Below are 21954 nucleotides of genomic sequence, written 5' to 3'. Positions count from 1 at the left end.
AATAGAGTACATGGAGGTGCTAGTAAATTGCCGCCCATAAGGATTCAAACAGATTATGTTAAACAAACTGGTGCCAGTATTGGTCCTATGTCACAAAAAGTATCAGATGTTAGTGATGGTTTAAGTGCTCTTAGGTATTCAATTGATCATGAGATTATGAATCGGGGGAATTTACGTTCCCGATTCAATGCTGCCATAACGTCATCTCATCAATTAGAGACGAAGTTGAGAGATTTGGATCGCTTTATAGCACAATCCATGGATAAGTATTGTCAGACAGAGACTGAACTGACGAAAAAATCGGAATCCGCATTAACTCCAGAATCTAAGAAATCAACCATCGCAAGTATCTTGAATGTCTTCGACTACATTAATGGAAAGCTTAGTGTTGGGGATGCCGCCTTAGTTGGCACACAACTTTTCACAATCGCACTTAGTACTGGGATTTCACGGAAGCTTAAAATTAATTACATAGGCGGAAAGCCAACGTTTTGGAAGAAAATTAAGGGTGATTATAAATTTACAGTAGGAGCTCATCCATCCTGGAAGAGTAGAGGAAGAGGAAGATATGACTCGAAGCTGGCTCGTGCGATTTACAATTTTTCAAAATCGAGCCCTACGAATCCGGTCGTAAAGCAACTTCAAAAGTTGGCTGCTTCTTATAATAATCCTTCAGCTTTATTAAAGCATGCGGCTGGTTTTCCAAAGAATTTGAATCTGTTAAAAGCGGATACTTTATCTGGTACATTCCAAAAACGTATAACAACCGGTACAAAGGAAATTGCTAAGCACATAATCGATGCCAAGGGTTGGACCAAAGTGGCAAAGAAAGTCCCATTGGTTGGCTGGGGAATATCAATCGCTGCAAACACTGCAGAGTTTGTTGATCCTGACAATGCAGGTAAGACCAGTGGTGAAAAAACCGGACGCGCAGTTGCTGGACTAGCCGCTGATTTTGTCGCAATAAGCGGAGGCGCTAAAGTCGGTGCGATGATTGGGAGCGTGGGTGGCCCTGTCGGAATCGTAGTTGGCGGTGCCGTTGGTGCCTTAGTTGGCGGAGTCGGAAGTATTGTCTTTGAAGACCAGATTAAAGCTGTTGGCGAAAAGTTTGGAGGAGCAGTTGAAGAAGGAATTAAAGATATAGGTGCGGGGATTAATAACACTTTTAAATCCGTTGGAAGCTGGTTCAACTAAAAACGTTTTATATGGGTACTTTTATATCTTCAGAAAAAATCTCTAAATAAAGGATAAGGATGAAACATGACTTTAGAAACGATGAAACTGATTCAAGGCTTAATATCCTATTATCTGTGTATTCAAATAATGTTCAGTACCTTGGTTTTTTTACTCGGAAGGATTGTGCTTGATGTTTATGAAACAGGTGTTTATGAAAATCCCAAAACGGTATTCCAACGGACGCTTACGTTTGTGACCAATGCTTTTCTTGGTATAGGACCGTATCTGAACAAGAAATTTTTAAAGTACTCTTTCTTAAAAAGAAAGTTCTTTATGTTGATTTCTATAGTTGTCCAAATTATTGCCTCTATTATTGTTTATTATGTGCTTAAAAATCTACTTCGGGCGATTTTCCTATAATCACTCGGGGACGGTTCTTGTGGCAAAGTTCGATTTACAAAAAACCGCGAGAACCGTCCCAATGGTTTCCTAATGGTTTCTAAGAAAAGGAATGTGAATTAAATGGATTATATTATGACTTGTACATCAGCGGAGCTAGCTCTCTTAGTAACACTTAGTGGATATCCTGGTGTAGCAAAAGGTATTGCAGAGGCTTCCGTAGGAGAAAAGCGTCAAAAAGAATGGGAAGCAATTATGGAAGTTACTACTCATCAATTAATCCTAAAGCAGCTCTGGGATGATGAAAAAGAGAGTAAGGGAGAGATCCCATTAAAAGATGAAATTCAGCAATTTATTCAGAGATATGTTGAATCGAAATGGATGATTCGCTGCTCAAATAAGGGACAATCGAACATTTTAATGTTACACCATATTGAAAACGATACATGGATGTCTCATATCATCGATCGTGATATTATCCACGAATTTGCCTATACCAAAGTTGCTGATATTCCAAGCATAATACGAAATTATTACTCTTTTACAGAAGAGGGGATAGAAAGAGCCCAGATGTTCTATCTCTCCGATCAGGCATTTGATTTGCTGAGTGAACATCAAAACATAAAGAAAGTAAGAAAAATAAGCAGTTTTTCACCTGAAGAAGAACAAAGCTTTCAATTGTTTCTCGATGATTTAGAATCCCAGGGCTGGTCTCTTTATAATATTTCAATGTTTTATAATCCAAGTATTGAAAGAGACCCTATTCTTGAAAATATTGTCTTCTTCCTTCCTTCCAGAAGAGGGATATGGGTGGTAGAATACACAGATCATCCGACTGCACCAGTCAAGATTGAATTAAATACATATGAGCAGTGGTGTGACTTGTTAAATGGTATTGGTTATGAAGCCTCAGGCGTGAATAGTTAATAACGTCCATATGAGAATTCTCATGTGGATTTTTATTATGGAAAATTTCCATTTGGTTCTTTATCCTTATGCTATTTTGTAAAAACATTAGGGATAAAGAACTGGAAGAGCGCTGTACCAATCATTGTGGTAATGGTAGTAGATATTGCCAAATTGTGTCTAAAGTATGACGGACCAAATTGAAAACTGCTTTATAATAACAAATATAGGAAATTGTTTCTACTTGAGCAGGGAGAGAAATGTTTTGATAGTAACGTTGTTTGATAGAGGTAAAGCATTTAATCTAGTTTTACCTGAAAAAATAACCGGGAGATACGTTCTCACCAGTGTTGATAAAGATGGTAATACAATTGATTTAATGGCTATTGAAGCCGAAAACGGCATGTGGTTTGTAAAATCAAATAAATATGCCTACCTAAAGGGCGCTGCTGGTGAAAAAGTTAGAAAAGTCCCAGTGGAGCCTTTTATGACGTATACCATCTACCGTGATCAAGATTCGACAGCGCTATTATATGTAGAACCAGCGAGTGATGGACGAAATGAGTTTACAAGACATAAGGTATCAGCCGATGTGATTAGGATTGGGCGAGCCAAAGATAACGACATTTGTTTTACCAACAAATTGGTATCCAGTTCACACTGTTCCGTTGAATATGATGGGAATGGTCAAGCTATAATCCGGGACAATAACAGTTCAAACGGTACATATGTCAACGGTGAAAGAATTAAGGAAAAAGTGCTCGCCATTGGTGACGTGATTTCGATAATGAGCTTAAGGATTATTTACAATGGACGATTACTGTCGTTAAATAATCCTCACCAATTAGTGCTCTTAAATCGAAAGACTTTTAAACCTTTTGTTGTTGACCAGCCGATTGTCCAAGAAGATGAGAGTCTCGATGATTTTCTAACCGAAGAGGAACAGGATGATTTGTTTTTTCGTTCACCAAGGTTTAAACGAGATATTGAGCGAAAGACAATTAAAATTGATCCGCCGCCCCAGCGAAATAATTCCGAAGAAACACCCTTAATGCTCATGCTCGGTCCATCGATTACGATGGGGATGGCGTCGCTGTTTACAGGAATATTTGCGGTTCAAAATGTAATGCGGACGAATGGAGACATTATGTACGCAATGCCTACGCTTATCATGTCAGTAAGTATGATGATTGGGATGATTCTTTGGCCGATTTTAACAAAAAGGTATGAGAAGAAACGGCGGATGGAGCAGGAGAAAATACGTCAGGAAAAATACCGCAAGTACATAGAAGAGATGAAACAGGTGGTGGCGGACGAATGCAGGTATCAAAGTGAGATCTTGCATGAAAACCATATTCCCCTTTACCTGTACTTAAAAAGGATTCGCAACCGTGAACGTAATTTGTGGGAACGTACACTAGGACAAAATGATTTTCTTAAGGTAAGAGTCGGTTTAGGCAATTTGCCGTTAAATGCAGACATTAAATATCCGGAAAAGAAATTTACGCTTGAGGATGACAACCTTCAGGATGAATTGTACCAGTGGGTAGAATCTCCTCAAATCTTAAGACAGGTGCCTGTCACCATATCGCTTATGGATGAGCGCGTAAGCGGGATTATTGGAAAAAGGGAAAGTGTTGTGGAGTTCGCTAAAGGGATTATTTTTCAATTAGCGGCCTTACATAGTTATGACGAATTAAAACTAGTGTTTATTTATGATAAAGAGGAACAAGAGTGTTGGAAGTTCGTCAAGTGGCTGCCGCATGTCTGGGATGATGGGAAAAATGTCCGCTTTATTGCCACAGACGCAAATGAAATTAAGGAGCTTTCCGCTTATTTTGAAAAAGAGATTACCCATCGAGCAGCCATGGCTGACAGTAATGATGCAGAAATAAAGCAGCATTATGTCGTTTTTTCGATGAGCAAAGAGTTAGCAGGAAAAGCTGAAATGGTGAATTTGCTTTTAAAAGAGAAGAAAGAGATTGGCTTCAGCTTGATTACTTTGTATAACAGTTTGGAAATGCTGCCGAAAGAGTGCACGAATGTCGTGGAGCTTAAAGACAAAATCAGCAAAATCTTCGATAAGGACGATATCTCAGGGAAGGTTCAAAATTTTACCGCCGATATTTTTTTACAACAGGACGCAGAACCTATTGCCGTAGAGTTGGCCAATATCCAGCTAGTTTCTTCTGTGAAATCCTACACACTTCCTGATATGATCACCTTTTTAGAAATGTTTGGTGTTGGAAAAGTGCAGCATTTAAATTCGCCGACAAGATGGAAGGAAAATAATCCGACTCAAACAATTGAAACGCGGATTGGTGTCAACCAGCAGGGAGAGCCTTTTAAACTTGATCTCCATGAAAAATACCATGGACCACATGGATTGATTGCAGGTATGACCGGTTCTGGTAAGAGTGAGTTTATTATGACCTTTATCTTATCGTTAGCGGTAAACTACCACCCAGACGAAGTCGCCTTTATTTTAATCGATTACAAGGGCGGCGGGATGGCCAATGCCTTCCTGAAACTGCCGCATTTAGCAGGGACGATTACCAACCTTGATGGTGCAGCCGTCAAACGTTCACTGATTAGTATTCAAAGTGAACTTAAGCGGCGCCAAGCCATTTTTAGTGAAACCAGCAGAGTGTTGAATGAGAGCAATATTGATATTTATAAGTACCAAAAGTTATACCGTGAAGGTGCCGTTTCAGAGCCATTACAACATTTATTCATGATTTCCGATGAGTTTGCCGAGTTAAAAACGCAGCAGCCGGAATTTATGGACCAGCTTGTCAGTGCCGCCCGGATTGGAAGAAGCTTAGGCATCCATTTGATTTTAGCGACGCAAAAACCTTCAGGGGTTGTCGATGATCAAATTTGGAGTAACAGTAAATTCCGTATTAGTCTTAAGGTTCAGGAAAAGGCGGACAGTATGGAAGTCATTAAACGACCGGATGCCGCTGAGTTATCACAAGCCGGAAGATTCTACTTGCAAGTGGGCTATAACGAACTATTTGAACTTGGTCAATCTGCTTGGGCAGGGGCGCCGTATTACCCTGCAGATAAGGTGGAAAAAACAAAAGATGATGGGATTACGGTCATTGATAATTTAGGTCGTGTAATGAAATCCGCTAGAATTGATAAGCGGAAAAATACAGTCAAAAACCCAGCGAGTCAAATTGATGAAGTCACAAACTATTTAGCAAATCTTGCAAACCAAGAAAATATTAAAGTAAAACAGCTTTGGTTGGATCCAATCCCAGCTAATATCTACCTAGATGAATTAAAGGAAAAGTATCGAGAGGATGTTTCGCAACAGTTTGAACTAAATCCTGTGATTGGTGAGTATGATGACCCAGCCAATCAACGCCAGGCATTGTTGAGGCTGCCAATCACCCAAGAAGGCAATTCGGTTGTATATGGGGTGGCTGGAAGTGGGAAAACAACCTTCTTGACGTCGCTTATCTATTCCTTGATGGAAGAACATACGCCTGAAGAAGTAAATCTCTATTTACTAGACTTTGGGTCAGAAACGTTAAGCTGGTATCGTGAGTCCCCGCATGTTGGCGATGTCATGCTGTCACATGAAGGAGAAAAAATCGATAATCTCTTTAAAATGATGAATCGTGAAATCGCAGCAAGAAAGAAACAATTCGCAAATTATGGAGGAGACTTTAAAACCTTCAATCAGCAGTCGAACGAAAAAGTACCTTCGCTTGTTTTGATAATTCATAATTACTCTGCTTTTTCAGAGATGTATGAACACCATGAGGAAGCCATTTCGTTTTTGACTCGAGAAGGAACGAAATACGGAATCTTTTTTCTAGTAACGGCGTTAAACACAGGTGCCATTCGATACCGGCTTCTGCAGAACTTCAAGCAAATGTATGTCCTGCAGTTGAATGATACAACGGAATATTCTGGTGTGTTAGGCAATGTTGATGGAGTTTATCCATCGAAAAATAAAGGAAGAGGTATTTTTAAAACAGAGAATGTTTATGAATTCCAAGTTGCGCAACTTTCAAAAGGAGCAGGAGACTTATACAGCTTTGTAACAGGTTATTGCCGTGAGCACCAGCGGAAATGGAATAAGAATTCAGCAAAACGAATTCCGGTTCTTCCAGATAAAGTAGATGTCGAATATTTGCAGGATGAAATCCGTTTTAATCAAACAAACAGAATACCGATTGGGGTCGAGAAGGATTCCTTAAGTATTTATACTTATGACTTTACTGCTCCAGAGGTTAGTCTCGTAACTTCGCTTACGGGTGATGAATCCTCAGCTTTCATGCAGGGACTTGCGGAAGTTATCTCGATGAAAGATCGGAGAGAGGTAATTGTCATCGATGCTGCTAGCAGCTTTTTATCTGACAGCAGCCGCACGTATCAATATGTGACAGGACCAAAACAATTAGAAGAGACGATTGTCTATTTATTTAATACATTGGTGTACCGCAACAACACTACAAAGGATGCAGTCGCGGAAGGCAAACCAGCACCGGTGTTTGAAAACATCACATGCCTCATCCATTCTTTCACGGAATTGAATGCACAGCTCTCTGAGGACGGAATGGATAAATTGAAGGTCTTTTTAGAACGAGTAAATGGACTGAACGTAACGATTATCTTCTCCGATGCTGTTGATAAACTTAGCTCATACACGTATGAACCGTGGTTCCAAAAACAAGTATCACTGAGTGAAGGTGTTTGGGCAGGCAATGGTATTGCTGAACAATACACGCTGAAAATCAATAAAATTACCAATGATATGTATGGTGAACTACCAGAGGACTTCGGCTATGCAGTGAACAAAGGGAAAGTAAAACTAGTAAAACTTCTCACTACTGCAGCGAGTGAAGAGGAGGCAGTGCAATATGCATAAGATTTTAGTCGAGATTTATAACCCGGCTTCAAACAACACTTATGACGTATTTATACCGCTGAAAAGTCCTGTATATGAAGTTGTCTATCTGCTGACACATACAATCTCCGACCTTTCACAAGGGGATTACAAGGCAACAGAGCAAACGGTTTTATGTGACCGAATTACTGGAAATGTATTTGATATCAACAGGACCATCGAAGAAATTGGTTTGAAAAATGGCTCAAAGCTGATGATTTTGTAAACTGGTGCTGATGGCACTTTAAAGGAGGTGAAAAGAATGGCAAGAACAATCACAGTTGATCCTGCAAAGCTAGACACTGCTGCTGCAAAGATTGACCAGCAATCCGCTGATTATGAGCGAGTTTATAAAGCTCTTTTCAACGAAGTTGAAGGGATGCAGGCTGCTTGGCAGGGTACTGATAACTTGGCTTATGTTAATCAGATTAAAGGATTTATGGATGATTTCAATCAGATGACGAATTTAATGAAACAATACTCTGAATTCTTGAAAGTAAGTGCCCGCACTTATCGTGACACTCAAAATGAGGTCATTAATGGAGCGCGACGTTTAACGAACTAATAGGGTTTTAATGAATGTGAGGTGGAAACGATGGCAGTAGAAGGAATCAAAATATCCCTGAATGAGGTTAGCAGTACAGCCAATCAAATCCGTAATTTAAACCAACAATTAACGGGCAGATTGGATGAGATTAAGAGAGAAATGAATGCTTTAGCGAATTCATGGAATAGTGATGCATCGAATACAATTCGAAATAATTTCAATGCACTTACACCAAAGTTCGATAACTTCCGTGAAATTGTTGATAGCTATGCAAAGTTTTTAGATCAAACTGTAAATGCCTATAACTCTACAGAAACCGCGGTCAACAGCAACGCGAGTGCATTTAAATAAGCCTGCAGGTTGTCCTGTTCCTAACTCTCTTTTTAGAGGAGAGTTAGGAACAACACCATTACGAAAGCAAGTAATAACGGGTAGTGTTGAAACCCTAAAAATGGAGACGATAGGATGAAAACCAACTTGGATAAGCTTTTTTCAGGGACGCTTACGAAAGTACAGCTGATGACCCATTTAGTAAACATTATTGACAGTTTAATGGAGTTAGAGAAAAGCAGTGTAGACCTCGAAAACATTTTGCTAGACAAGAAACATATTTTTCTTGATCACTTTTCAAATAGATTAGTATTTATGTGCCATCCCATAAAAGATAATGTCTTTGAAAAGGTATCAATGAGTAAATTTTTCAAAGAGTTAATCGCTTCCACATCCTATGATGAAAATGGCGATTTGCAGTTTTTTATCAAGCTTCATAATTACCTAGCGGGTACGCCGACATTCCAGCTGCAGGAGTTTAAAGAAAAACTGACTGAGTTTTCAGGCGGAGGTGGAGATAAAAACGAGGCTGTTCAGGTAACGAACTCCAATTTTTACAGTCCAGGTCCGGGATTCATCACGCGTGCATTAGCACTGGCGGATGAGGGGACTTTCGTGTTAGAGGCTTTTAACGAGCCGGACGAGTATGAAGAAGGTACCACAGCATTAGGGATAAACAATGGAAGTCTGCAAAAACCATTTCTTTTAGAGACGGAAACCGGTGCCAAAATACTCGTAACGAAAGAAGTTTTTAAAATAGGAAGAGACCCTGAACAAGCCGATTATGCTTCGAACAACAAAGTGATTGGGCGGATACATGCAGAATTGGTTACCTCTGATGGCGAATATTTTCTAATTGATAAACATTCAAGAAATGGCAGCTTTCTTAACGGAGTCAAACTGTCTCCAAATGAAAAGACCAAAATTAAACACGAAGACCGTATTAAACTTGCTAATCAAGAATTTATTTTCAAGTTATTTTAAAAGGAGGTTATCTGATGGCATTTTTAACAGCGCACCATACGGATGTTGGTATTAAAAAGAAGACCAACCAAGATGCCTTGTTACTTAAGACAGCCAAAACTCCGAGAGGTCCAGTAGGTCTATTTATCATCTGTGATGGGATGGGCGGCTTGTCGCACGGTGAGTTGGCAAGTGCGACGGTCATTAGAGGCATGGCAGAGTGGTTTGATGCGGAAATGCCGAGACTCTCGCGCTCAGAGCACATTGAGGAAGAAATCTATTCAGAAGTAGAAAAGTGCATTAAACAATTGAATGAGAAAATCCTCAACTACGGTGAGAACTCAAAAGCGAATTTAGGGACAACCCTGACCGTACTGCTAATCGTTCACAATAAATATTATATTGCACATGTCGGAGATAGCCGGGCATACAGCATTTCTACATCCACTAACCAACTCACAAAGGACCAAACATTAGTAGCAAGAGAAGTGGCCCGTGGGAACATAACGGAAGAACAGGCCAAAATTGATCCACGCAGAAATGTCCTGCTGCAATGTGTTGGGGCAACAAAAGAAATTGAAATTGAATTTTCCACAGGTGATGTCCAAGCAAACACAGTATTAATGCTATGTTCAGATGGATTTTACCATCAGATTACGGAGGAAGAGTTAGCGTTGAATCTCGAACCAGATACGATAACGAATGATCAGCAATTGAAAAATAAAATTGTCGACTTAGTCGAATTAGTCAAGGCAAGAAAAGAAGAAGATAATATTTCGGTTGTAGCAGCAAAAGTTTTGTAAGCAGCGGGGGCGTTTTACTTGATACAAATTGGGTCGTTAATCGATGAAAGATATGAAATATTAAAGGAAATTGGCCGCGGCGGGATGAGTATCGTTTATTTGGCGATGGATAATAGGCTGAACAAATCATTAGTCGTGAAGGATATACGGAAACGTGCGTCTAGTGATAACGAACTTCTAATCAACAGCTTGATTGTTGAAGCCAATATGCTCAAAGTACTTGACCATGGAGCGCTGCCAAAAATCTACGATATTATCGAATCTGAAGGCGATATCTATGTGGTCATGGACTATATCGAAGGCGAGTCTTTAAAAGAGAAACTGAAAAGAGAAAAGACGATTTCTGCGAATCAGGTAATTGATTGGGCAAGACAGTTGAGTGAGGTACTAGAGTACTTACATACAAGGAAACCGTACCCAATTATTTATCGAGATATGAAACCAGATAATATTATGCTAACTCCCGAAGGGAAAATTAAGCTGATTGACTTTGGAATTGCAAGGGAATTCAAAACCGAGAGTTCTACGGATACAACGAATTTAGGAACGAAATCCTATGCTGCGCCCGAGCAGATGTCTGGCAAACAGACAGATGCGCGCACCGATATCTATAGCTTAGGGGTTACCTTGTATCAACTTGTCACCGGTAAGAGTTTAAATGAGCCGCCCTTTGAGCTTAAGCCAATCCGCCATTGGGATCCAACCCTTCCTGAAGGTCTTGAACATATTATTAACAAAGCGACTCAGTCGGAACCAACCAACCGCTATCAGAGCTGCAGTGAACTATCCTACGACCTTAAAAATATTAACAAGCTGACAGCAGGATATAAAAATAAGCTGCGCAAGAAGCTCTCCATTTTTCTTGTACCGGTTGTTTTGTGTCTAGCATTTACGGCTACATCCGTGTTTGGCTATAAAGGCGTGAAAAATACGCAGTTCCAGGATTATATGAGCTTGGTCAATGATAGCACGGTTTATTTAATGGATGGCGAGGATAAAAAAGCTATTGAAATGTTAGAAAAAGCGATTACGACAATTGATAATACCCGATCAGAAGCGTATATCAATTTACTAGATTTATATAGCAATCGAAATGAGACGGATACAGGATTAACAAAGATAGAAGCCTATATTGAGGATGAGTACGGAGATATCCATGAGAATAATGAGGTCCGCTTTAAGATGGGGATGACCTATTTTGATATCAAACGTAATTACTCGGAAGCGTTAAAACATTTTAATCAAGTCGATCCAGAAGAAATTCCGGATGCGCAGTATTATGAAGCATTAGCGACAACGATGATTTCCATGAATATTGACTATAAAAAGTTCTCCGAAAATCTGCTTGAGTTTGAAAAGTATAATGATCGGCTGCCCAATGAACGCAGGAAAATTGATAACTATAATTCTTTAGCGAATATTTACATCTCGTATAAAGGGCAAATTTCCGACGCCAATACAAAAGCAATCGAAATCGTTGAAAAGGCCTACGAGGTTTTACATTTAGTCGAAAACGAGAACTTATTGATTAAGTATGAATTGGATTTTGAGCAAAAATTAGCGCAAGCCTTCTATAGCAGAGGTGTAAATTCAAAGGATAAAGTAACTGCAAAGGAAGATTACGAGCAAGCCATACAGCATTATCAGAACCTTTTGGATTTAAATGCAAGTAATGAAGCGGATATAGTAGTGAAAATTGGCGTCATATATCAAGAGATGGGTGAGCCAGCCCGTGCGGTTGAGCAATTCCAAGACGCGATAAAAAATGATCCGAAAGGTATAGATGCCTATGTTAAACTTGGAAATTTATTGTTAGATATCGAACAAGGTAAAGAAGAAGGCAGCCGAAATTATCAAGCAGCGAAGCTAACTTTTGAACAAGCAAATGCGCTGGAGGGAGCAGGAGAGAATGAAGCCTTTAAAAAGCTAAAAAGGAGGTTTGATAATCTTAGTATTAACTAGAAAGGGGAAGGAAAATGGAGTACCAGATTATGCTTTACGGAGGAATGGCCGGTGCAATGATTACCCTAATCATCTCAGTTATTCTCTACGTCAAAATGGGTATTGCACAAGTGGTCGAGGACTTAACCGGTATCAGCCTGCGGAAAAGATTACATAAAAAGAAAAGAGCCCAGGATGATTCGAATGAAAAGCGGCTGACAAAAGAAATTATGTTAAAAAAGCAATTTGCAGGGGAGGCAGCAGCTAGTCAAGAGACGGAACTTATGAGCAGTGAAATCGAAGAAACAGCCTTACTGGGTAATGGATATATCGAAGAAACTTTATTGTTAACAGCAGACCTTGATGAAACAACACTTTTATCGAATGATATAGAGGAAACTTCATTATTACTAGAGGAAGAAGATTTTTTCAAAAAAGAAGTAGATGTGATGGTTGTTCATTCCACCACGTTCATTTAAGGGGAGTTTAGTAGAATGGCAGACAGGATAGCTAGAGGGTACAACAGTAAAAAGAAGGTCATTTGGTTATTAACGGTAATCCTTTTGCTTATTTCAGTGTTTGTATTTAGCACAAATGCATTTTCGCTGGATGGGGCAAAGCGATATATCGTGTTTAATGATGACAGATGGGATATGGAGTCGAGTGTCCAGCCAGACTGGATGACGAATAAAGATAGTATTACCTTTAAGGTGGATTTAAAGGAAGACTTTGAGAATAACAGCCAGGGTGAAGGTGTTGCGGGGGCAGAAGCACCGTTTGCTGTTAAAGCTGCTTACCAAGGCAGTGAAATCACAACAGCAAAGGTTGAGGAAATAAAGGATCCTGAAGTAGGCTTTTTAGGGGAATATTTGGTTTCCGTCCCAGTACAGCCAGATAGTCCCGAGGGCAGTTTACATGTTACGGTGGAATTTGCTGAGGAGAACTCTTGGAATATCCCAGCTTTAACCAACACATTTACTATAATTCGAGATGCCGTAAAACCTGTAGTAAATGTTACACCTTGGTTTGAAGATGGCATTTTTTCAGATGGAGCGTTTACTAGCAAGCCAGTCTCGATGAGTATAAAAGTAACTGATAGCCATTTTATTTCTGGGAAGGATACGATTTCAATTTTAAAAGATGGAATTGCCTACGAACCTGTACAGGCGCCTGCCTGGAAAGAAAATGAAATGTTCCTAACTCTTGATAATACTGGATTCTATGAAGTGACGATTGCTGCCAAGGATAAAGCAGGAAATAAAAGTGAACCAGCAAAAGTGAGTTTTGGTATCGTGAAACAAGGTCCACGATTAACCATAAAGGATCAAAACGAAAGTGGTTATTATCAACAGGTTGAACTCAACATTGAAAGTGACATTCTCATTCTTGATGCAAGTGCAGCCATTGAAAAAACGGTTAATGGCGAAAAGACAACAGAAGTGAAAGGTTTCGAGAGAAAAGGTAAAAATGGTGTCCTTTCCCTGACAGAGGATGGTGATTACAAGGTAGGTGTGATAGTAAAAGATCGGCAAAATACGGATCCTGGACATCAGTTAGGAGTCACAAGCTTTACAATTGATCATACAGCACCGGTCCTAGCTATTAACGGTGTTAATGATCAAGGTGAATACAGTGAATCAAAAAATGCTGAAATCAGTGTGACCGACACGAATGTTGATGAAAGTAAAACACAGCTTAAAGTAACGGCAGGAAACCAAGTAACAACCTATACGGGTGAAGAAGCCTACAAAAAACATTCTTTTACTGAGGAAGGTGCTTATGAACTTGAGTTAAGCGCCACCGATAAAGCAGGGAATACCGCAGCTAAAAAGGTAACATTTATTATCGATAAGTCTGCGCCAACACTTGGAATCACAGGAGTGAATGCAGGAGAATATTACAACTCCGATAAAAGTAAAAAGGAAGTAACGGTATCGGTTGAGGATTTAACCCTTGATTTAACTCAAACCAGTTTAAAAGTTGAGAAAGACGGAGCAGCTTATCCAGAAGTGATTCAACTAAAGGCCATCTCAGACTCAAAGGCTGAGGCGAAACATACCTTTACCACTGAAGGAAAATATAAGCTTACCCTCACTTCAACCGATAAACTAGGGCAAGTCGCACCAGCAAAATCAGTTTCTTTTACAATTGATAATACCAATCCAAAAGCGGCGGTTTCCCTTGACGGTACGGTGATGGCAGAAGATGAACTAGTTGTTGATGGTGAAAAAACAGTAAAAATAACGGTAACCGATAAGAATCATGAGTTGTACAACGTATCGGTAAAGAAAAATGGCGAAGAGTATGGGATGGAACCATTCGTTCGGGACGGTGAAACCGTTACAGCACAGCATTTATTTAAAGAAGATGGTGTCTATGAAATATTAGTAGAATCTACAGATAAAGCTAAGAATGAAAGTGTAGTAAGGAAAACTATTACGATTGATACGAACCAACCAGATATCGAGTTTAAAGGGGTTAAACATCAAGAACATTATAATAGTGAGACGGTGGATGTATCCGTAATCGTAAATGATTACACGTTTGATAAAAACAAAACAACCCTTGAAATAACAAGAACAAATGGAAGTCAGGTAACCGAACTTAAACCAGGCAACTGGGACATCTATGATTACTTAAAGTGGCTTTATAAAGGTGAAATGAACCTTACTTTCGAAGAGGAAGGTATTTATCAACTAAAAGTAACCGCAGTAGACAGATTTGGAAAAGTAAGTTCTAGAACTGTAGTGTTTACCATCGACAGAACGGCACCAAAGGTTGAGATCACTGGAATTAATGATGGTACTTTTGTGAAAAACGGTGAGGTTGTCATTGGGGTTAACGAATACTACTATGAAACAAACAACGTAACCGTTATGGTTCAGAAAGATGATAGTGAGAAAAAAGAAACGTTTGTAAATACAGGAGAAAAATCTGAACTACCATTGAAATTTACTGAAGATGGAGATTATCAGATTACAGTAAGTGCGGAAGATAAGGCAGGTAACAAAGCACCCGACATGGGGTTATCGTTCACGGTTGATACAATTAAACCGGTAATTGATATTATCGATGTGAAAACCAACGAAGTGGTGGAGGACCAATCATACGACACTGAGAGCAAAAATGTTTCACTCGTAGTGAACGAACATAATTTTGCTAACAACAAAGTACAGTATGAGGTAATAGAAAAAAACACGGTTACAAATGAAAGTAAAAGTGTTTGGATTGGTGAGTGGAGGAACTTTGCGGAGCTATCTAGTCTTACCTACAATTTTAACGATGACTATGAGTATTTCATTAAAGTGAACGCGGAAGACGCAGCGGGAAACACTGCAGTCGAAAAAACCGTAACCTTTACCATTGATACGATTAATCCGATAGTGGCAACTGATGGTATGGAGAATGATCAGAATTACCAAAGTACGACAGCAGCATTTTGGGTAAAAGATACGAACATCGACTTATCTAATACAAAATTGAATGTGTTAAAAGATGGAGAGCCTTATAGCATTGGTGAGATTGCATTAAGCTATAAAACAGAAGGCGCACTTCGTTACACGTTTAAAGAAGAAGGAAATTATACTGTGACTTTGGAATCGAAGGACAAAGCGAAGCGAAAAACCGTCCACGGACCGATTCATTTTATTATTGATTCCACAAGGCCTGTTATAGAAGTGGAGGGTGTCGACAATCACTCCTTTAACCCGGCGAACAAAAACGTAACAGTATCCGTAATGGAGAAGAATTTTCCGACAAATAAAGTCGAACTAGCGGTAACAAAAGATAACAAGTCATATGATTTGGGTACGTTCATTACCAATCAAAAACAACTTTCTTCAATTAACCATAATTTCAACGAAGATGGGTTGTATGAAATCTTTGTGAAATCGACAGATAAGGCTGGCAATGGACCTGTCACTGTTAACAGGACATTTACAATTGATAAAACAAAACCCGCTATAGAAATCACTGGTGTGGAGCAGGATGCGTTTTATAATGTGGATAAGAAAGTAAGTGTGGCAATTCGTGACGTAAATTTAGACAATAACAAAATAACCGTTACAAGAGATGGTGCCCGTTATAATACCGGCGGCTTCTCTATCAGCAATAACACGGCATCGCTTAGTCATAATTTTAGTGAAGAGGGAGACTATCATGTCTCGGTAGAAGCTACAGACAAAGCAGGAAATAGCTTTATCCAGCAAGTCAGCTTCACAATTGATAAGACGAAACCAGTCATCACCCCTAAATTCAAAGGGCAAAGCAGAGTCATTAAAGATGGAGAATATATTAATGAAATTTTTACTCCGGAATTTGCCTTGGATCAGAAAGACGATACAATCGTTTCCGTTACATTAAACGGTGATAATGCCGGCAGAACGGCTCCGACTGCATCGAAGGAAATGGCGTATCACTTTAATGTCGTGGCTCGGGATAAAGCCGGCAATGAATCAACATTGGAAATCAAGTTTACCGTAGATACGACAAAGCCCGCATTATCGATTTCTGGCATTCTTGATGGTTTCTTTAATGAGAACCTGAAGCCAATGGTTGCGTATTCTGACATTCATTTAGATCCAAGCAGAACTTCTGTTACGTTAAATGGTGCTCCTTACAAAAACGGAACGAATCTAGAGTTGGAAAAAGACTATGTTTTCAAAGCAACGGTAACAGACTTAGCGAACAATGTTAGTGCGAGAACAATCGTCTTTACGATTGATAAAACGTCACCAGTCATCAAGTTTAAAGAACCTGTTTCGAATAATTATTTTAATAAGGATTTAATACCTGAACTGTTAATTGAGGACTTGAACGAATATGACATTATTGCGCTCACCTTGGACGGCAGGGAGTATAAGCTAGGCGATCCGATTACTTCCGAAGGTAAACATGTTTTGTTCTTTGAAGTAAAGGATAAGGCAGGTAATATTAAGCAATTAAGTGTCGAGTTTATTATTGATAAAAAGGCTCCAAAGGTAATTTACGATGGTATTAAGCAGAATGAGCTATACTTCGAGGCTGTTAAAGCAGAGATTACCCTTGATAATCCGCGCGATACCATCAAATCCATTCTGGTAAATGGCAAGTTGCATAACTTTGATGAATCAGCAGATGAGAATGGTGTTTCCATCTTTACATCTACTTTCTCAGAAATCAATTCATATAAAGTGGAAGTGACAGCGGAAGATGAAGCGGGAAATAAAACGACTACAGTCATTCCGTTTGAAATTGCCGAGAAGACAGCTTTAGTGAAGTTTTATGAAAACAAACCATTGTTTGCAGGCTCGTTAATTGGGATTTTCGGAATAATAGGAATTGGGATTACTGCTTTGGTTAGACGGAAGAAAACAGTATCACTTGAGGAATAAAGCTAGGAGGGCTGTGAATGATGAGAATATCATTTACAGCCTTTTGTTTTAATTAAAAATACTGCAAATTGGATTTTAATGGAGGCTTTTCATAAGTTGAGCAAACTTACATAAAGAAACTAACTTTTCATCTTTTGATCGTAATATTACCTTTCTTCCATGATTGGCAGTAATATGTTTTATGTCAGCAATTTAAGTACTGAAAAAACTATTTTAATGTTAAAAATTCAATAAATTGTTGTCACTTAACCACGAGTGGACACAATCAATCCATTTTTTAGTTGCAGGAGACATATTAGGTTTTGTAGCAATACCTATAAAACGAAAAGAATCCTTTTCTAAATTAAGAATATGAACGTTATTAGGGAGACGGGATAAAGTCATTTCAGGACGTATGCTGATACCTATATTATTTTGTATCATAGCAATGATTGCTTGATCATCTGATACCTCAAATTTCACATTTGGTTTTATTTTATTCTCTCTAAAAATTTGGCTTACCTCATTGTCCCAACCTTCTTTGGGCATAATCAAAGGCTCTGCTTCTATTTGTTTAAAGGAAATTCTATCTAGTTTATGAAGAGGATGCTGATCTGAGATAATACAAAGCATTTTATCCTTTTTTAAAGGAAGAACTTCCAATGGCTTCGGTACAGGTAAAGTGAGAAAACCGCAATCAATTACCCCGTTTAAAATCGACTGCTCTATAGTAGAATAATCGCCCTCAAACAATTTCACGTCGATTCCTGGATGTTCATTTTCAAACTGTTTTATAATATGGGGCAACCATTGTGCAGAGACACTTGCAAATGTTCCTATTCGGACTACACCTACCTCTAAACCGTTAATTGCTGCTGCCTCTTGCTTCATTCTATCGTTTAAGATCAAGATATCACGAATATATGCAAGCATGCGTTCGCCGTTGTTAGTTAAATAAATACCTGAACGCCCTCTATTGAGTAAGGTAAAGCCTAATTCGTTTTCAAGACTATTAATTGCATGGCTGATTCCAGACTGTGTTAAGTTTAACATTTCTCCAGCTTTTGTAAGACTTCCCAATTCGACTACTGTGTTAAAGACCTCAAAACGACTTATTGTCATCTTATTCTCCTTGTTTACATTAATCTATCTCATGTATAACATTATAAACAATCATTTTACTCATGCAAAGTTTTTAGAGTATACTGAAAATAGTTCATCTAACCCCCAAGAACGAAATTATCGGCCAAGCTATGATTAATTTAACAAATGAATAATTCTTATTTTTTTTAGATATTTATAAGCGCTTACAATTTGAGTTTTTCTTCTAAGAGGAGGAAGTTGTGAATGAACCTTGAGGTGAAATTATCGGTACAGGAGATTCTAAATAATAAACATTTTAGACATGCAAAAGTAATAGCGGGGAAGACAGGACTTTGCCGTCTCGTCCGCTGGGTCCATGTTATGGAGGTAACTTCTATCTCAAATCTATTAAATGGCAATGAGCTTATTCTCTCTACTGGAATTGGGTGGAGAGGGAATAAAGATACTTTTCGTTCTTTAGTTCAACAGTCGATTGATTCCAATGCAGCCGGACTGTGCATAGAATTAGGACCACATATTTCTCTAATACCACAAGAAATTATTGAATTAGCTGACGCCCACGACTTTCCATTAATTGTTTTCCAAAAAGAAGTGCGGTTTATTGATATTACACAAGAGATACATAGTCTTTTGATTAAAAAACATTATCAAATTCTTTCTGATTTGGAAGAGTATTCTAATAGGTTAAATCAAGTGCTTCTCTCCTCTAATCCACATCAAAAAATCTTACAACTTTTACATGAACATTTAAAGATGACAGTTTTTTATATTTCTAACCAAGGAAAAGTTCAAGTAATCTCTAAAAAACCACCAGAAGAACAAGATAAAATTTTTCAACTATTAAAAGGGAACAAGATACCTATACATATGAACGTAGCCCATCAATCTGTACAAGCTTTGAATCAGACTTTTGCCGACCTGTTTATCATATCTGAATCAGGTGAAATCACTGAATTTGAAACGCTAATTTTAGACCGTAGTGCTATTGCTTTAGCTCAAAGCCTTTTACGCGAATTATATATTGAAGAACAAAGGATGGCTAAAGAGGCGGAATGGGTTAGTTGTTGGCTTGAAGGAGGGAAAAGTAATGAACAAATTCATAAGTATCTTTCAGAACTTGAACCTAATCTCAAGCCGAATGGGTGTACAGTTTTACTCTGTAAAGCTGATAATCTTAAAAAAGTAATATCAGAATTCACTTATTTAAAAGTCTACTTTCGTTCTATTTTTGAACAACGAGGGATCTATCTATTAACTCATATACAAAAAAACCAGTTAGCTTTTATACTTGTTAATAATGGGAAAACTGATGATTTCAAGCGCAGGCTGCAAGAAGGAATAGATTGTTTAAAAGAGTCTGAATTTATAAAGAAGCAGAAATTTTCTCAACTTGAATTTGGCGTCGGGAAATTTACCAGTAATTTAAGCCATGTTCAATATAGCTATCATTCAGCAACAGAAACATTGAATATCCGAGAAAAAATGCCAAATGAATTAACTAGTTATTTTTATGAGGATTTATATATTTTTCGACTAGTTTTAGCAGCTAAAGAACAAGGAGTACTTAGTGAATTCATCTCAGATTATCTAGGACCTGTATTATCTCATGACCAACAAAACAATGGAGAGCTGCTTAAAACATTAAAAATATATTTGCAATGTAAGGGTGCCAAAAAGGAAACATCTGAACAACTTCATATTGTCCGGCAAACACTCTATCACCGACTTAATAAATTATATGAATTGATTGGAAAAGACTTCATGGATCCTTATAAGCGTCAAGCAATTGAAGTGGCGATATCTGCATATGAATATGCCACTGCGTCTAATACACCGTATGAATATACCTCTATTCCTAAATCATCATAAAAATGAAAAGAAACCCACAAGCTGGGTTTCTTTTTTTTTATAAGACAATAAGTAAATTGTTTTAGATGGTATCACTCGAAATGTAGAAAAAATTCGCAAAACATTTTACACACTGTCCAATGATGGTTTTTTTTTGAACAAATATAATTAGCTTAAAGGATTGTTATACATTCAAAAATAGGAGGCATTACAATGGAGTTAACACAAACTGTAAGAACATTAAAGAACTATGTCGGTGGACAATGGGTAGAATCTGCGAGTACACAAATGGAAGAAGTACCGAACCCAGCAACAGGAGAGGTTATTGCCCGTGTACCACTATCGACTAGTGAAGATTTAGATAGAGCTGTAGCGACCGCTAAAAAAGCATTCAAAACATGGAGTAAGGTTGCAGTGCCGAGACGTGCTCGTATTTTATTCCGCTATCAACAACTATTAGTTGAACATTGGGATGAGTTAGCCAAACTCGTTACCCTTGAAAACGGAAAAAGTTATGGAGAAGCTTACGGCGAAGTTTTACGCGGTATTGAATGTGTTGAATTTGCCGCAGGTGTACCTACTTTAATGATGGGGACTCAGCTTCCGGATATTGCTACTGGTGTTGAATCGGGTATGTATCGTTACCCAATCGGAGTTATCGGGGGAATCACGCCGTTTAACTTCCCTATGATGGTGCCATGCTGGATGTTCCCACTAGCTATTGCATGTGGAAATACTTTTGTATTAAAACCATCTGAAAGAACACCGTTATTGGCTAATCGTTTAGCTGAACTGTTTAAAGAAGCTGGCCTACCAGATGGCGTATTAAATATTGTGCATGGTGCACATGACGTTGTAAATGGCATTCTGGATAATGAAGATGTAAAGGCTGTATCCTTCGTTGGTTCTCAACCTGTAGCTGAGTACATATACAAAAGAGCTGCTGCCAATGGCAAACGTGTACAAGCTCTTGCAGGAGCAAAAAATCATTCAATCGTTATGCCGGATGCTGATTTAGACAATGCTGTAACCAATATTATTGGTGCTGCATTTGGATCTGCAGGGGAACGTTGTATGGCAGCTTCCGTGGTAGTTGCAGTTGGAGACGTTGCAGATGAATTAATTAGCCGACTAAAAAAAGCAGCCGATGAAATAAAAATTGGAAACGGTATGGATGAAGGCGTATTCCTTGGGCCAGTTATCCGTGAGTCACAAAAACAACGCACCCTTAATTATATTGAAATTGGTGAAAACGAGGGCGCTTCTCTTATTAGGGACGGAAGAAAGGAAGCAGAGAACGAGCAAGGATATTTTGTTGGACCGACGATCTTTGACAACGTGCAACCTGAAATGAAAATTTGGCAAGATGAAATTTTCGCCCCTGTGTTATCGATTGTTCGAGTAGAAACTTTAGAGGAAGCAATTGAACTTACAAATAAGTCAGAGTTCGCAAATGGCGCATGTCTATATACAGATAGTGCTAAAGCCATCCGTGAATTCCGTGAAGAAATTGATGCAGGTATGCTTGGGGTTAATCTTGGAGTTCCTGCGCCAATGGCATTCTTCCCATTCTCAGGTTATAAGAAATCTTTCTACGGTGATCTCCATGCAAACGGAAAAGATGGCGTAGAATTCTATACTCGCAAGAAAATGCTTACGGCTCGTTATTAAACATAAAAGGAA

Annotated in this window: 15 protein-coding genes; 14 read left to right on the top strand and 1 reads right to left on the bottom strand. The window is 38.6% G+C overall.

What is annotated here, in order from left to right:
- Window positions 1-27: 27 nt before the first annotated feature.
- The 12 genes from QFZ28_RS00465 (at window position 28) to QFZ28_RS00410 (ending at window position 17340) form a co-directional block, all read left to right on the top strand.
- Window positions 28-1194: a hypothetical protein gene (locus QFZ28_RS00465; protein WP_307192901.1), complete on the top strand. Its 1167-nt coding sequence runs from the start codon at window positions 28-30 to the stop codon at window positions 1192-1194.
- A 66-nt stretch (window positions 1195-1260) separates the two neighbouring features.
- On the top strand, window positions 1261-1596 hold the full coding sequence (locus tag QFZ28_RS00460) for a hypothetical protein (RefSeq protein ID WP_307192900.1): 336 nt from the start codon (window positions 1261-1263) through the stop codon (window positions 1594-1596).
- Between the two features lie 114 nt (window positions 1597-1710).
- A complete protein-coding gene (locus QFZ28_RS00455; RefSeq protein ID WP_307192899.1) occupies window positions 1711-2502 on the top strand; it encodes a hypothetical protein in 792 nt (263 codons plus the stop codon).
- A gap of 244 nt (window positions 2503-2746) precedes the next feature.
- Window positions 2747-7366: a type VII secretion protein EssC gene (gene essC / locus QFZ28_RS00450; RefSeq protein ID WP_307192898.1), complete on the top strand. Its 4620-nt coding sequence runs from the start codon at window positions 2747-2749 to the stop codon at window positions 7364-7366.
- A complete protein-coding gene (locus QFZ28_RS00445; RefSeq protein ID WP_307192897.1) occupies window positions 7359-7610 on the top strand; it encodes an EsaB/YukD family protein in 252 nt (83 codons plus the stop codon). The genes essC and QFZ28_RS00445 overlap by 8 nt, the downstream gene beginning before the upstream one ends.
- A 36-nt stretch (window positions 7611-7646) precedes the next feature.
- Entirely contained in the window at window positions 7647-7949 is a 303-nt protein-coding gene (locus QFZ28_RS00440) for a WXG100 family type VII secretion target (protein ID WP_307192896.1), read from the top strand.
- A 30-nt stretch (window positions 7950-7979) separates the two neighbouring features.
- The gene (locus QFZ28_RS00435; protein ID WP_307192895.1) at window positions 7980-8282 is read left to right on the top strand and encodes a pore-forming ESAT-6 family protein; all 303 of its coding nucleotides are present in this window, start codon (window positions 7980-7982) and stop codon (window positions 8280-8282) included.
- 114 nt (window positions 8283-8396) lie between these two features.
- Window positions 8397-9245, top strand: a complete 849-nt coding sequence (locus tag QFZ28_RS00430; RefSeq protein WP_307192894.1) for an FHA domain-containing protein — start codon at window positions 8397-8399, stop codon at window positions 9243-9245.
- 14 nt (window positions 9246-9259) lie between these two features.
- Window positions 9260-10027 (top strand): PP2C family protein-serine/threonine phosphatase, encoded by a 768-nt coding sequence (locus QFZ28_RS00425; RefSeq protein WP_307192893.1) that lies wholly within the window; start codon window positions 9260-9262, stop codon window positions 10025-10027.
- 18 nt (window positions 10028-10045) lie between these two features.
- Window positions 10046-11989: a serine/threonine-protein kinase gene (locus QFZ28_RS00420; RefSeq protein WP_307192892.1), complete on the top strand. Its 1944-nt coding sequence runs from the start codon at window positions 10046-10048 to the stop codon at window positions 11987-11989.
- Window positions 11990-12003: 14 nt separating this feature from the next.
- Window positions 12004-12447, top strand: coding sequence for a hypothetical protein (locus tag QFZ28_RS00415; protein WP_307192891.1), 444 nt, complete (start codon window positions 12004-12006; stop codon window positions 12445-12447).
- 15 nt (window positions 12448-12462) lie between these two features.
- The gene (locus QFZ28_RS00410; RefSeq protein ID WP_307192890.1) at window positions 12463-17340 is read left to right on the top strand and encodes an Ig-like domain-containing protein; all 4878 of its coding nucleotides are present in this window, start codon (window positions 12463-12465) and stop codon (window positions 17338-17340) included.
- A gap of 219 nt (window positions 17341-17559) precedes the next feature.
- On the opposite strand, the gene QFZ28_RS00405 is transcribed toward QFZ28_RS00410, so the two are convergent.
- Window positions 17560-18441, bottom strand: a complete 882-nt coding sequence (locus QFZ28_RS00405; RefSeq protein WP_307192889.1) for a LysR family transcriptional regulator — start codon at window positions 18439-18441, stop codon at window positions 17560-17562.
- 225 nt (window positions 18442-18666) lie between these two features.
- Between QFZ28_RS00405 and QFZ28_RS00400 the strand changes: the two genes are divergently transcribed.
- Both QFZ28_RS00400 and QFZ28_RS00395 read left to right on the top strand, forming a co-directional pair.
- Entirely contained in the window at window positions 18667-20292 is a 1626-nt protein-coding gene (locus QFZ28_RS00400; RefSeq protein ID WP_307192888.1) for a PucR family transcriptional regulator, read from the top strand.
- A gap of 192 nt (window positions 20293-20484) precedes the next feature.
- Window positions 20485-21942, top strand: coding sequence for a CoA-acylating methylmalonate-semialdehyde dehydrogenase (locus QFZ28_RS00395; protein WP_307192887.1), 1458 nt, complete (start codon window positions 20485-20487; stop codon window positions 21940-21942).
- Window positions 21943-21954: the final 12 nt, after the last annotated feature.

Source organism: Neobacillus niacini, assembly GCF_030817695.1.
Taxonomy (GTDB): Bacteria; Bacillota; Bacilli; order Bacillales; family Cytobacillaceae; genus Neobacillus; species Neobacillus niacini_F.
The sequence above is the reverse complement of the archived record's forward strand: the minus strand, read 5'-3'. Positions and strand labels throughout refer to the sequence as shown.

Coding starts and splice junctions, on each gene's coding strand:
- QFZ28_RS00435 (WP_307192895.1), top strand. CDS start 7,980: ATGGCAGTAGAAGGAATCAAAATATCCCTGAATGAGGTTAGCAGTACA.
- QFZ28_RS00430 (WP_307192894.1), top strand. CDS start 8,397: ATGAAAACCAACTTGGATAAGCTTTTTTCAGGGACGCTTACGAAAGTA.
- QFZ28_RS00455 (WP_307192899.1), top strand. CDS start 1,711: ATGACTTGTACATCAGCGGAGCTAGCTCTCTTAGTAACACTTAGTGGA.
- QFZ28_RS00415 (WP_307192891.1), top strand. CDS start 12,004: ATGGAGTACCAGATTATGCTTTACGGAGGAATGGCCGGTGCAATGATT.
- QFZ28_RS00405 (WP_307192889.1), bottom strand. CDS start 18,441: ATGACAATAAGTCGTTTTGAGGTCTTTAACACAGTAGTCGAATTGGGA.
- QFZ28_RS00410 (WP_307192890.1), top strand. CDS start 12,463: ATGGCAGACAGGATAGCTAGAGGGTACAACAGTAAAAAGAAGGTCATT.
- QFZ28_RS00395 (WP_307192887.1), top strand. CDS start 20,485: ATGGAGTTAACACAAACTGTAAGAACATTAAAGAACTATGTCGGTGGA.
- QFZ28_RS00400 (WP_307192888.1), top strand. CDS start 18,667: ATGAACCTTGAGGTGAAATTATCGGTACAGGAGATTCTAAATAATAAA.
- QFZ28_RS00440 (WP_307192896.1), top strand. CDS start 7,647: ATGGCAAGAACAATCACAGTTGATCCTGCAAAGCTAGACACTGCTGCT.
- QFZ28_RS00445 (WP_307192897.1), top strand. CDS start 7,359: ATGCATAAGATTTTAGTCGAGATTTATAACCCGGCTTCAAACAACACT.
- QFZ28_RS00425 (WP_307192893.1), top strand. CDS start 9,260: ATGGCATTTTTAACAGCGCACCATACGGATGTTGGTATTAAAAAGAAG.
- QFZ28_RS00460 (WP_307192900.1), top strand. CDS start 1,261: ATGACTTTAGAAACGATGAAACTGATTCAAGGCTTAATATCCTATTAT.